Below are 13623 nucleotides of genomic sequence, written 5' to 3' on the forward strand. Positions count from 1 at the left end.
ATAGTATATGCCCGAAAATAGACAAATTGAATTAAGAAACGAAGAAGTTCAGGACATTCTCTCCAAAATACCACACTGGATGATACGTTGGGGAACCGTTTTAATATTTGTGATACTTTTTATGCTGTTTTTTGTGTCCTGGTTTATCAAATATCCGGATGTGGTAAATACCGAAATCGTAATTACAACCAATATTCCGCCAGAAAAAATAGTTTCAAAAACATCAGGACGTATTGAAGCAATTTTGGTTAAAGATAAATCGATTGTAGAGAAAAACACAACTTTGGCTATTATTGAAAATACAGCCAACCATAAAAATGTTTTTTTATTAAAAAAAATAATTGATAACTATAGTATTAACGACACAAAGATAGATTTTCCGTTTAAGTTGCTTAAAAATGCACAATTGGGAGAAATTGAAAGTGCGTATGCTGCTTTTCAAGAAGATTATCAGGCACAGAAATTAAATGAAAATCTGCATCCTTTTGAAGTCGAAAGCAGAGCGCAGTTATCTGAAAAGATTCAGATACAGGAACGACTGAAAATATTGCAACAGCAAAAAGCTTTAAGTGAAAGCGAACTGCAACTCAAAAAAAATGAAATTGCCCGTTTTGAAACCCTTTTCGATAAGGGAATCATTTCAGTTCAGGAGATGGAGACCAAAAAGTTAGGCTATCTTCAGGCTCGAAAGGATTATAAAAGCATTTTGACATCTGTTTCTAATCTCAAATCTACTTTGATAGATAACAAAAAATATAGTCAAAGTTCTTCTATAAACACTATAAAAGAGGGGGTTAACCTGCAGCGCGGCACAACGCAGTCTTTCTATCAGCTGAAAAAAGTAATAAAAGACTGGGAGCTCAATTATACACTGAAAGCATCTGTAAGTGGAGTTGTTACATTCTTACAGGTCTGGACGGAAAATCAAACTATAAATAGTGGTGATAATGTATTTTCAATAATTCCCGCTTTAAAAAATGGTTTTGTCGGAAAAGTAAAAGCGCCTGTCTTGAATTCAGGAAAAATAAAAGTGGGCCAGAAAGTAAATATCAGACTGGCAAATTACCCGGACCGAGAGTTTGGCGTATTACAAGGCAAGGTTCAGAATATTTCTTTGGTTCCGGATAAGGATGGAAATTTACTATTGGATGTGGCTTTTCCAGATGGATTGCGAAGTTCTTACAAGAAAGATATTTTGTTTCAACAAGAAATGAAAGGAAGAGCTGAGATTGTAACGGAAGATTTACGCTTGCTTCAGCGGATTTTGTATCAATTCAAGAGTCTTTTTGTACAATTTTAAGAGTATATCTGGACAAGTTCCATTCTTCCAATTTAGAATTAGAAAGCTTGCAATATCGATACAATTTTTTATGTTAAAAGGCTCTTCATATCTTTTTAACGACTTTACTTTTAGATCATTCTTTTAATTGAGATATAAAATTCAATTATCTCGAAGATATTACCAATAAAAACATTATAAAGGTTTTATAATCAAATAGTAAATATATCTTTCGAATCAAATCTACTGGGAATTTTGTAACATCCTAGTGGAATTAAATACTTCTTAGTCTCCTCTCATTTGTATCTTTAATACTGTTATTAAAACTATTATAAAATCAAAATAATTAAGTTATGGCAGAAATTAAAATTGAGAAGAAAAAACCAGTATGGCCGTGGATTGCAGTATTACTGGTTATTGGAGGAATTATATATTACATCTATTTTGTGGATCATGAAACTCCTACCGAAAGCAGTACCGAAATCGAAAACACCACAAGTGCACAATAGAACATAATGACTGGGAAATACTAAAGTTAAACCCAGATGAAAAGTGAATATGCATACATACAATTAAAAAAAGAAATTATGGAAAATAGAGATAAAAATTTATACAGGTTAGACGAACTATCTGATTATAAAATCGCATCAAATTATTCTGATGTAAGAGGATGGAAAATTGTTGATTCTGATAACCAAACGGTAGGTGAAATTGATAATTTGTGGGTTAATAAAGATATGCAACGTGTTGTATATTTAGATGTTAAACTAGATAAACGATTATTAGAAGACAGCCGTAATGAGGTTAGAGATGTTATAGCAAACGACAACGGAAAAGAGTTTATTTATAAAGAAGGAGCCAGCCATATTATTATACCAATAGGATCCGTAAGTATAAATAAAGACACGAAAATTGTTATGGCGAACAGTTTAGGATATGATACCTTTAGAAATACAAACAGATATGATAGACAGCACAATTTTGACAGGGAATATGAAAGAAGAGTAATGAATTCGTATTATCCTCAAAATAATCCTGATTCTGTTTATTATAGTGACGATGACTCTTTTTACAACCGCAGAGAATTTGATAATAAATAATACTTTTTCAGATTTCCTGTAAACTGTTTAATTTAAAAAAAACGATCATGGAAACGCAAATCATTGAATTAGAGAAAAAATATTGGAAGGGAATGGAAAATCATGATTATGATACAGTAAAAAATCTTACGCTGTTTCCTTGTGTAATTGCCGGTAAAAATGGAGTGCAAAGTGTAGACGAATCTAATTTTAAAAAGATGTTTGAATCCGGTGATGCTCACAAAATAAAAGTAGTAGCTATTTCTAATGTAGAAGCAAAGTTAATTGCTGAAGATACGGCAATAATTGGATACTTAATTGAATTAGGAAGTGGAGATGATAAACAAAATCAAGCTATGAAATGTGTCTGCACTTCGACCTGGATTTCAAAAGATAATAATTGGGTTTGTGCATTGCATACAGAAACAGAATTATCTCAGTGAGATTATATAAATAAAATAAAAAAAAGCTCTGAATCATTGATTTAGAGCTTTTTTTATGATTTCTACTGAACAAATTTCTATACATTTTATAAAGATTTGAAGAAATTGAAGGGCTTTAATTGAGCAAGAAACGGGTTTTTAATAAGAGGAACAGCATATAAATTTGTTTTGATTTAAAATATAAAAAACATGAAAAAATTTAAAATTGTTCCGTTGTCTAAAGAGTTTGCGAGCCAAATTCGGAAAACAAGTATTGATAATTTTGGTAATCAGGTTTACGAGCAATTAGCAACGGGAAAAGGACCATGCCGAATTTCGTTGAAACCATTTGATGTTGGTAAGGATATTCGTTTGGTTTTTGCTTATAGTCCGTTTTCAGAAAACAATGCTTTTAATCAATCCGGACCTATATTTATTCACAAAAACGAAGTCGAGCAATATTCGGATATTTACAATTTCCCAAAAGAGTTAAAAGCAGATAAAGAAAATTTTCCTTTATCGCTAATTGGCTATAACAAAGAACAAAAAATGATTTTTACTAAATTAGTTGGCGATAATGATATCGATTTACTAATTGCTGAAATCTTTGAAACAAAAAGGGATGTTGAATATCTTCACGCAAGAAATTCAGAAGCTTGTTGTTTTATTTGTAAAATCGAAAGGGTGTAGTTGTGCGCTTTTAAAAATTGAAATGTAAACACAAAAAAAAATTAGCGAACGAATAAGCTGGTCTTTGAAGTGTTATCATGAAAAGCTGCGCAAATGTCTTTGACTTTGCGCAATTTTTTGTTCCTTAGAAATTATAAATCTATTAGAAGTCTCTTTTTATTTAAAATCTGTTAAGATATATTTTGTGGGCGTGGATTACAAATTTGCACGATCAGGTTATCAAAGCAGCAAGACCACAGAAATTTACATGCATATTAGTACGAAAAGTATTCCACAAATAAAAAGTTCGTTTGATGATTTATGAAATAAAAATCCTATTTTTGAAAGCAAATAAAAACTGAAATTTATCAAACATATCGACCAAATTTAGAGTAAATAACTCTGATATCTTTAGACATATATACAAGTTAGCGGCAAGTAAAAAAAAAAAGACAATGACAAACAAATTACTACCTAATACACCAATTGAAAACTTAAATTCTGAAACAGATTTTCTTGGAATTCTAGATAAAGCAACGCTTATAAAAGACTTCCTGAAGGGGTCGAAAAACAACTCTGAGAATATTAAAATGTTTTCATTGTATGGTAATTGGGGTAGTGGAAAAAGTTCTTTAATGAAATTTCTCCAAAAAGAGCTTTCTCAAGAATACAATACTTTTTTCTTTGAAGCATGGGAATTTGAAAAAGATGAAAACTTATCTTTTTCACTTTTGGAATACTTGACTTATGAAACAAAGGATTTGACAGAAGAATTTGCTGATGATGTTCTTAAATACGGCGGAAGAATACTGAGGGGGTTGGGAAAATCTATAAAATTAAATATCCCACTATTTCCCAATGGTCCTGCTTTAGAGTTAGATCCTTCAGCATTCGTCGAAGAAATTTCGAAAAATGAAGAGCTAACATTTTACGAAGCAATTAAAAAATTTAAATTAGAGTTTCAAAGATTAGAAGATCTAATGACGCGCCAAGGTCGACCTAGTCATAATATTGTATTTATTGACGACTTAGATAGATGTGAACCACAACAAGTCTTAAACTTAATTTCCGCAATAAAACTCTTTTTTACATTAGGGAAAAAGACTATCTTTTTTTGTGGTGTAGATAAGAGTGCTGTTGAAGCAGCAGTAGAAACAAAGTATGGAAAAGTAGTAAAAGCAAATGAATACCTAGAAAAGATTTTTGATATTTCTTTTTCAATGCCTGAAAAATATGACTTACAAAAACTTATTAATCAATATTTTGATGAAACCTTTTATTCATTAGGTGAAACTGAAATGGGAATTAATATATGGATTAATAATTTTTTTGAATCTTTAGAATTTACAAACCCTAGACGTATAAAAAAGGTGTTAAATAAATTTCAAATGCTTCGAACATTTGCGAAAATGGATTTAAACAGCAACAAAAACATTCCTAATATTGATCTTCAAAATAATGAAGAAAAGGGCTTTTTAGAAACAATTCTTATTTTGTATTTAATAATATTACATGAATTTTATCAAAATGAATTCGATTCTTTCTTAAACTTTGAACAAAAAAAAGAAGTCTATTTTAAAGTAAATGAAGGTAGTCCAAATATGCTTACAGCTTTTAAAGATGCTATTGAAACAAATTTTAGTTTGGAACTTTTTGAAAATATAGCTCAAAGAAATTTGACAAATCAAGGATTAAGACTACAAGTTGAACGTTCTTTCTTTGTTTGCCTTTCACCAGTTAATGTCGAGAGATTTAATATCAACTCTCTTCAACCAAGAAAAATTAGCGAGATGACAGTAAAAGAAAAATATATTGATTATTTATTTTATAAATATATTTCTTCTTTTGACGTTCAAATCTTATTGAGTAAAAGTCAAAATAAAACATCTTTTATGTCATTAAAGAATCTCATAAAAACATTCTTATAAAAAAAAGTCACTAACATTTGAGATTTGACTTAATGAAAAATTGGTTTGTATTTGGAAGAATTGCCAAATCCGAATAATGGATTTAATTTAGTTCCAAATCCGCTGTAGTGTCAGAACGTTAGTGGTAATGTAAATCGGCAATCATCTAAATAACATATATATATGGAATTTAACAGCGATATTTGGAAAGTCCTCACTACTGCATTCTTTGCACTATTGGGAGTTATTATTGGAAGTATACTATCATACCGAAATTCCTTTAAGCTTTTTAAAAATCAAAAGAAATACGATAATAGGAGAATCGCATATTCACGTTTGCTTGCTTACAAGTATATTTGGCCTCAATCAATAATATTTCATCTAGGAACACGATTCTCAGCAGAATATTTCTATGCGAAATTTAATTTATTTTCCAACGAAAAGGATTTGGAGCAATCTAATAAAGAATTTGATAGAGCAGCTAATTTGATGAGAGATACATCTATTTATCAAAAAGAGATATTTGAAACAATTGGTTTAATTCAAACTTGCTACATAATAGATTCTGAACTTGAGTTAGCTATAGAGGAGTTATTTGGAGCCGGAACAATCCAAATTCAACCATTTCCTAAAACTCTTAAAACTCTTAACGAATTAAATCACTATAATGATGAAAATGGTGCAAAAATTCCAATGATGGCAGAAGCCAAATATGTAGTTAGAGTAAATAAGTTATTGAAACTTCTGAAAGTACAATTGGATTCTGAAAAGTAGTACCAACACTAACGATTACTACCGCAGATTTGCGAAATAATCCTTATATGTATCGTGAGGGGTAAATGTTAAAAAACGTTAATTCGACAAAGATATAATTTGTATTGGACTGATTAGTATTTGTAAATTTATGAAAAAACTTAAGATAAATCAGAGTACTTTTGTATGTTTGAGCTATTTATAAAAAACAATGAAAAAAATTAAGAAAAGAACGCTTTTGAATACAAGTGTAATTCTTTGTGTAATTGTATTTTTAATTCCATTTTTTCTAAAAGATGACAGTGATACTTTGTTAACTACAATTTCTGTATCGTTTACAGCAATGGGTGCTACAGCTACTTTGATAACTTTGTTTATTGCAATTTTTCTTTACGAAAGATTTGGTTTAGAATCAAGATTTGTTAATAATCAAACTGATAAGGTTTTAGAGTTAGTAGACGAATTAAAAGGTAAAATGTTTAGAGGAGTAACTAACAATGGAACGTATTTATTCGGCACAAATAGAGATAAACTTAAATTTATAAAAGAATTTTCAGAATTTAAGGAAGATGATAAAGAGAAAATAGTTTTAATCAGTTTGGAAGATTATAATGATTGTTGGGATAAAATATTAGAAATTAGTCGCAGTTATTGGCTTCCGAAAATTATTAAAGAGAAAATTTCATTTCTCAACTTGATTATGGTAAATGAGACTGAAAACCCATTAAATGATGAATATGTTAGATTAAAGTTTGGAAAGGAAGTTGCTGGTGAATGGTTAATAACTTTACCTAAATTTACATTCTTAGAATTTATTGATCATTTAGATAGTTTATCTTCTTCGATAGAAGAGTGGCTTAAACAGCATTCAGACCTTACTATTGACTTTAAACTCGAAGAACCTGAAAAACAATCCAGCTAATAACAAAGTATAACTGCTTAATCAAAAAGTGGACATATAAATTAGTATTTAATTGTCATAAGTATAAACCCCGCCCTCCGAAGTTTTTCCAATGAAAACCTGTGTAAATGTCTCTGACTTTGCATATTTATTTTTGCATCTTAGAAATTCTATACCTGATAAAAATCTGCTGACTTCGTACCCGTAATCTTGATTAGACGGACAAAAATAATTCTGATGATTAATCTAAATTGGAGATTAGTTTTAATCTTGAATTATAAAAGTTGTAATTTTAAAAGTAAAGGCAACATAATTAATATAGTTAAATAGAATAAATACTTCCAAAACAAAAAAAGAGACCCGAAAGTCTCTTTTTTGTTTTAATATATCTTGTATAAATAAATTATTTTTTAATCAATTTTTCAAGCCTTGCCATCATTTCATCTTTCTCTTTCAACATACGCTCATATAATGCGATTTTTTCTTCATGAAGTTGAATCAATTTGTCAATTGGATTAACATTAAATGTTGCAGTATGACCTGTATTTAAGAAAGCACCATGATCAAAAGTATTAGAAATAACATTCACCGCCTGTTCTTCATCAAAATTTTGAAAAGCTTCAACAGGAATTTTTAATACTGCTGAGATTTGTTTCAACAGATTTTCTTCAATTACATCTTTTTGCTCCAGCACAGAAATTTTCTTCTGATTCCAGTCATTTCCAAGATCATAAGCCAATGCTTCCTGCTTTATGTTAAGCATTTCTCTGAAGCGTTTTACGTTTCTTCCCTGATGTATTTTCTGTTCCATAATGAATATTGATTTTCTAAAGACTCAAAGATAAAGCCATTTTTTGAATTAAAACCCTGCGTTTCAAAAATTAAAAAAAAATCCCATTTCGTTAGAAATGGGATTTTTTGTGCCCCTTACTGAGCAATTTATAAACTTTTAACTTTTCTTGAAAATTTGGTATTTTGGTTTTTCGTAATCAGTTATGTCCAAAATAATATCATAAACGCCTGTTGAAATTTCAATATTATCTCCTTTTGGCATTATTCCGTCGCTCATATCTTTTCCAAAATTTAAAGTCCAATCGTCATTAAAACGAAATTTAAGCTCTCCTGTTTTTAAAGTCACATTTTTAATTGTCCAAATTCCTTTTGTTTCAGTTTCAAAAAGTTTTGCATCGGGACCTTCCCAGCCTTTTTCTGTAGCAGTTCCTACAATTCCCCAAGAAGGAAATATTTTATTTGCTTTTTTTAGTTGATTTCCTACATGAAAACTTAATGACTCTATTTGTGAAGTCTTGTCTCTTTCAAAAATTACATCACCCATTAATTCTTCAGCGAAAAATAAATTTTCTTTTACAGGATATAGAATAGTTGTGGGGCCGTTTCCACTTTGCAATTTTAATTTATTGTTTTCAACTGTAAGGTAAACTACAAAATTGTCTTCTACTTGATAAGTTCCCACATATTGCTTTAAAGTTTCTGAGCTTACGTTGGCTACAATTGGAATTTTATAATCTTTATCGTATAAATTATACAAAGTTTTCATAATAGCATAAGTGGCAGTGTTTAAACCTCTTTCTGTATTTGTAAGCAGTATAATGCAGATGTCATCTTCGGGAATTTGAACAAAATTGCTGCAAAAACCGGCTGCATAACCACTATGACCAACTGTCATTTTTCCAAACATTTTCATTGTGATCCACCCATAACCATAATTTTTTTTGAAAGGTGTGTATGCTTTTTCTAAATTTTCTTTGGAGATAATTTTGTAATTTTTTAGTCCATTATAATATTTGTTTAAATCTTCAACAGTTGAGTATATACCACCGGCTGCAAAAGGCATAGGTGGATCATAAACAATCGATGGTTTTTGTTCTTTTTCAGTAAAAATCTCATAGCCAATGACTTTATTTTTACTTTTTAGATTTTTAAAAGCAAAACCACTTTGCTTCATTTTCAATGGTTTAAATATGTATTTTTCAACTGCTTTTTCGTAACTTATTCCAGTAACTTTTTCAATTACATAGCCTAGAAAATAATATCCCGAGTTAGAATAACTCCAATCAGTTCCAACTGGAAAATCCAAAGGTTTTGTTTTTTGAAATTCAACAAATGATTTTTCCGTTTGGTCTTTCATATCATTTCCTCTGGTATAGTCATAAACTCCAGCGGTATGGGTTAACAAACTTTCAATTGAAATAGCATTTGCATCGGGATAATCCGGATAGAACTTTGAAAGTTTATCCTGTAATGAAAGTTTTTTTTCTTCTACTAATTTTAAAATTACCGTTGCTGTAAAAGTTTTTGTAATGGAATATATTTGAAAAATGCTGTTAGCGTTATTTTCCTTTTTTAAAGCTACATTTGATAATCCATAACCTTTATCTAGTAAAGTTTCTCCTTTTTCAGAAATAAAAACAGAACCGTTAAATAGATTTTGTTGATTGTAAAATTCAAAAAGTTGCTCTAATTTTTCTTTCTTACTTTGTGTAAAACCTAATTGTGTTATAAATAATAAAATAAAAGTTATTGATTGAATTAATTTCATATTTTTTTGACTTTTTATTGAATTTTAATTAACGGTTTGCCCTTTGTGACAGTTGCGTAAATTTATAATAAAAGATTACAAATAAAAATTCCTAACTGAATTTTCAAGCAAAATTCAGAGCACAAGCTAAGCGAACAGATCCTGTTGGGGATTAAACCAAAAATCTATTGATTTCTATACTATTTAGCCATTTTTTTTACTTCAAAAAATGAATATGTTAAAAACCAAATAAATAAAAAAAATAATGTAAACTTTATCTTATGTATAAAAAATATTACATCTTTACAAAAACTTTAAATCATGAGAAAAATATTATCACTTTTTTTTGTTTTGTTTCTGTTTACTTCCTGCGATAAGGACGGCAGTATTTTTAAAGGAGAAGAACAACTGCCACCAGCAACAACTACCGGAGCAAACACTGTAGGATGTCTAGTCGACGGCAGAGTATTCTTGCCACATCAAAGCGGCATTAATCCTTCAGTAAATTGTTTCTATCAAATTGAAGGAGGAGAACAATATTTCGTTCTGAATTTCGCTGATCTTCGCAAGGAAAAAAATGAAATGGTCGTGGTGATGCTCAGAAAAGTTGAAGTAAAAGAAGGAGAAGTGTACAAACTAAACAAAACATTTTCCATAGCACCTGAACTCACCGGAGCAATAGGAGTTTACAGTACAGCAGATAGTCAGTTATATTATACTAATGAAATCGTGAAGGGTGAATTGAAAATAACGCGTTTAGACCTTTCAAAATCAATTATAGCAGGGACTTTCTGGTTTGACGCTGTTAGTGATAAAGGTGCAAAAGTGCAGATAAGAGAAGGACGTTTTGATTGGAATTATTAATATTAAAAACAGTATATGATAAGAAAAATTACTTTTTAAACATTTATTCCGCTTACTTGATTTAAAGAAATTAGCTTACTTTCAAGTTGATTTGTAAGATAATTATTTTAAATTTTTATAAGTAAACGGTTTGTATACCCATCCAGTCAAGGTTAAATGTTAAAACATATGCATTCTTATAACATTAATAAACTTTCGTTATCATTTCATCTATAGGCAAACGAACTTTTTTCGTAGTTGCCATATAGTCTTTTTCCAAATCACGATATCCTAAAGCGAGGATAACTGTAGAATGCAACCCTTTTTCTTTCAAACCCAAAACGGCATCGATAATGGCGGCATTAAATCCTTCGATAGGAGTGGCGTCGACTTTCAATTCTGCCGCAGCAATAAGTGCAGTTCCTAGTGCAATATAAGCCTGTTTGGCCGCCCAAAGGGCTTTTTGTTCTGCGTCAATAGCGCTGAAATAGGAATGCAGTCCATTTCTAAATCCTGATAAGGCACCAGGATCAAGACCTCTTTGCTTTTCTGTCATTGCCATATAATCGTCAATGTAAGTCGAAGACATGTCATTGAATGCAGCAAAAACCAACAAATGAGAGCAAGAGCTAATCTGTCCATTATACGAATTAGCGCCTAATTTTTTTTGAATTTCCGGGTTGCTTACAACAAAAATACGGTAAGATTGCAGACCACAAGAAGATGCTGAAAGATTTATAGCTTCTAAGATCTGATCAACCTTCTCTTCTGTTACTTTAATGTCATTGTAAGCTTTTGTGGCGTAGCGCCATTTTAAATTTTCTATCAAATTCATTGCTATATCTATCTTAATTTTTGGCAAATATAAATGATATTGTTTTCTTTTTCGAGTTTTTGTAGCGCTCTGGGAAACTCCAAATCAATCATCTTAGGTCACTAAAGAATATTTATCTGTTTTCTTTCATTATCACATTTGTTTAAAGATTAATAATCTTTAAAAATGTGTATAAAAAGAATATTTAACTGATTTTATGTTAAAATAAAAATATTAAATCTTTTATTTTCAAATTTGCAGGGTAAAAAAACTAAATATTGTCATCATATGAAAGCGAACATACAAGAAGATAGGGGAATAAACGAAAAGCAGAATATTGAAAACACTCAGAATACAATCCCGAATGATTTTGTATTCACACTAAAGAGGACTTGTTTAGATGAAAACTATCACCCCTCAAGTGAAACGCGTTTGACAACCAATTTTGCAAACCTGGCTAGAGGAGGTAATCGCCAGCAAAATTTACGTAATGCCTTAAATATGATTAACAATCGATTCAATGCATTGGCTCATGTAGATAATCCAAAAGCTGATCGTTACCTTGTAGAACTTGAAATCATCACAGTAACGATGAGTATTGATGATAAGAATGGTATTAAAAATCTGCCGCTGATTGAAGTTTTAAAAACGAATATTTTTGACCGCAAGACTAGCCAGCGTATCGAAGGTATTGCCGGAAATAATTTTTCGTCTTATGTCCGTGATTATGATTTCAGTATTTTATTGATCGAGCACAATAAAAATAAATCTAATTTTTGTATTCCTGAAAATTTTGGTGATTTGCACGGAAAACTTTATAAGTGTTTTGTCAATTCAGCCACTTATAAAGAGCACTTTAAGATGTCACCAATCATTTGTCTGAGTGTATCGAGTAACAAAACTTACACTCGCACTGAGTATCAGCATCCGGTTCTGGGTTTTGAGTATCTGCAGGATCAGTATTCTATCACTGATGAATATTTCTCTAAAATGGGCTTAAAAGTTCGTTTTTTCATGCCTCAAAATAGTGTGGCACCGATGGCTTTTTATCATTCAGGAGATCTACTTGCTGATTATACTGATCTTGGACTAATCAGCTCAATCAGCACGATGGAGACTTTCCAAAAGATTTATCGCCCTGAAATTTACAATGCAAATTCAGTGGCTGGAAAAATCTATCAACCTACCCTTAAACACGAAGATTATTCACTGACTCGCGTGGATTATGACCGCGAAGAGCGCAGCCAATTAGCTGTTGAACAAGGTAAATATGCAGAAGAGCATTTCATTAAGCCTTACAAAAGTCTCCTGGAACAATGGTCTGCTAATTTTACCCTTTAATTGATTACAACACATTAAATTACTACTATGAAGAAATTATTATTACCTACCTCTATTGTTGGAAGTTTACCTAAACCTGCCTGGCTTGCACCACCCGAAAAACTTTGGTCTCCATGGAAATTAGAAGGCGATCAGCTACTTGAAGGTAAACAAGATGCTTTACGCATTTCTCTGCAGGAACAACAATTGGCAGATCTGGATATCATTTGTGACGGCGAGCAGACACGCCAGCATTTTGTAACGACTTTTATCGAGCATTTAAGCGGTGTAGATTTTGAAAATCGTAAAACAGTAAAAATCCGTAACCGTTACGACGCGAGTGTTCCAGTGGTTGTAGGTGAGGTTGCACGTCAAAAAGCAGTTTTTGTTGAAGATGCAAAATTTTTACGCAAACAGACTAATAAGCCTATAAAATGGGCATTGCCAGGCCCGCTGACAATGGTAGATACCTTGTACGACGACCATTATAAAAGCCGTGAAAAATTGGCATGGGAATTTGCGATAGCACTCAATGAAGAAGCAAGAGAACTTCAGGACGCAGGGGTAGATATTATCCAGTTTGATGAACCTGCATTTAATGTGTTCTTTGATGAAGTAAACGATTGGGGAATGGCAGCATTAGAAAGGGCTATTGAAGGTTTACACTGTCAAACTGCGGTTCATATTTGCTACGGTTATGGAATACAGGCAAATACTGATTGGAAAAAGACATTAGGTTCAGAGTGGCGACAATACGAAGAAATTTTTCCAAAAATTCAAAAATCTAAAATTGATGTGGTGTCTTTAGAATGTCACAACTCTAATGTGCCTTTAGATTTAATGGAACTTGTTCGCGGTAAAAAAGTAATGGTAGGTGCCATTGATGTGGCAACCAACACTATCGAAACACCAGAAGAAGTAGCTGCTACCCTGCGTAAAGCCCTTGAGTTTGTAGGTGCCGAAAATCTTTACCCTTCTACAAACTGCGGTATGGCACCGTTATCTAGAGATGTAGCCAGAGGCAAGTTAAGTGCTTTAAGCGCAGGAGCAGAAATTATACGCAAAGAACTTGGGATTTAGTCTCAGTATATTAATAA

The 13623-nt window shown here is 31.3% G+C and carries 14 protein-coding genes; 11 read left to right on the forward strand and 3 right to left on the reverse strand.

The features are described 5' to 3' along the window. Window positions 1–7 precede the first annotated feature (7 nt). The 8 genes from CLU81_RS24165 to CLU81_RS24195 all read left to right on the forward strand — a co-directional run bounded on the left by CLU81_RS24165 (window position 8) and on the right by CLU81_RS24195 (window position 7031). Window positions 8–1300 carry an HlyD family secretion protein gene (locus CLU81_RS24165; RefSeq protein ID WP_099712174.1) on the forward strand — a complete coding sequence of 431 codons (1293 nt, stop codon included), beginning with the start codon at window positions 8–10 and terminating at the stop codon, window positions 1298–1300. 332 nt (window positions 1301–1632) lie between these two features. Then, window positions 1633–1788 carry a hypothetical protein gene (locus tag CLU81_RS27015; RefSeq protein WP_199174591.1) on the forward strand — a complete coding sequence of 52 codons (156 nt, stop codon included), beginning with the start codon at window positions 1633–1635 and terminating at the stop codon, window positions 1786–1788. A 78-nt stretch (window positions 1789–1866) separates the two neighbouring features. Then, entirely contained in the window at window positions 1867–2379 is a 513-nt protein-coding gene (locus CLU81_RS24170) for a PRC-barrel domain-containing protein (protein WP_099712853.1), read from the forward strand. A gap of 47 nt (window positions 2380–2426) precedes the next feature. Next, window positions 2427–2801 carry a DUF4440 domain-containing protein gene (locus CLU81_RS24175; protein ID WP_099712175.1) on the forward strand — a complete coding sequence of 125 codons (375 nt, stop codon included), beginning with the start codon at window positions 2427–2429 and terminating at the stop codon, window positions 2799–2801. A gap of 189 nt (window positions 2802–2990) precedes the next feature. Next, entirely contained in the window at window positions 2991–3470 is a 480-nt protein-coding gene (locus tag CLU81_RS24180) for a DUF1203 domain-containing protein (RefSeq protein ID WP_099712176.1), read from the forward strand. Window positions 3471–3904: 434 nt separating this feature from the next. Beyond that, window positions 3905–5377, forward strand: a complete 1473-nt coding sequence (locus CLU81_RS24185; protein ID WP_099712177.1) for a P-loop NTPase fold protein — start codon at window positions 3905–3907, stop codon at window positions 5375–5377. A 162-nt stretch (window positions 5378–5539) separates the two neighbouring features. Next, window positions 5540–6130: a hypothetical protein gene (locus CLU81_RS24190; protein ID WP_099712178.1), complete on the forward strand. Its 591-nt coding sequence runs from the start codon at window positions 5540–5542 to the stop codon at window positions 6128–6130. Between the two features lie 190 nt (window positions 6131–6320). Continuing rightward, window positions 6321–7031 carry a hypothetical protein gene (locus CLU81_RS24195; RefSeq protein WP_099712179.1) on the forward strand — a complete coding sequence of 237 codons (711 nt, stop codon included), beginning with the start codon at window positions 6321–6323 and terminating at the stop codon, window positions 7029–7031. Between the two features lie 382 nt (window positions 7032–7413). Here CLU81_RS24195 and CLU81_RS24200 read toward each other — a convergent pair whose 3' ends face one another. Continuing rightward, window positions 7414–7821 (reverse strand): helix-turn-helix domain-containing protein, encoded by a 408-nt coding sequence (locus tag CLU81_RS24200; protein WP_099712180.1) that lies wholly within the window; start codon window positions 7819–7821, stop codon window positions 7414–7416. Window positions 7822–7959: 138 nt separating this feature from the next. Beyond that, a complete protein-coding gene (locus tag CLU81_RS24205) occupies window positions 7960–9570 on the reverse strand; it encodes a serine hydrolase (protein ID WP_099712181.1) in 1611 nt (536 codons plus the stop codon). Between the two features lie 300 nt (window positions 9571–9870). On the opposite strand from CLU81_RS24205, the gene CLU81_RS24210 reads away from it, so the two are divergent. Then, window positions 9871–10413, forward strand: a complete 543-nt coding sequence (locus CLU81_RS24210; protein ID WP_099712182.1) for a DUF6252 family protein — start codon at window positions 9871–9873, stop codon at window positions 10411–10413. 184 nt (window positions 10414–10597) lie between these two features. Here CLU81_RS24210 and CLU81_RS24215 read toward each other — a convergent pair whose 3' ends face one another. Then, complete coding sequence (locus CLU81_RS24215; RefSeq protein ID WP_099712183.1) at window positions 10598–11227, reverse strand: nitroreductase family protein; 630 nt, start codon at window positions 11225–11227, stop codon at window positions 10598–10600. 267 nt (window positions 11228–11494) lie between these two features. Between CLU81_RS24215 and CLU81_RS24220 the strand changes: the two genes are divergently transcribed. Beyond that, on the forward strand, window positions 11495–12547 hold the full coding sequence (locus tag CLU81_RS24220) for a DUF1852 domain-containing protein (protein ID WP_099712184.1): 1053 nt from the start codon (window positions 11495–11497) through the stop codon (window positions 12545–12547). 27 nt (window positions 12548–12574) lie between these two features. Continuing rightward, on the forward strand, window positions 12575–13606 hold the full coding sequence (locus CLU81_RS24225) for a methionine synthase (RefSeq protein ID WP_099712185.1): 1032 nt from the start codon (window positions 12575–12577) through the stop codon (window positions 13604–13606). Window positions 13607–13623: the final 17 nt, after the last annotated feature.

It is taken from the genome of Flavobacterium sp. 9 (assembly GCF_002754195.1).
GTDB lineage: Bacteria > Bacteroidota > Bacteroidia > Flavobacteriales > Flavobacteriaceae > Flavobacterium.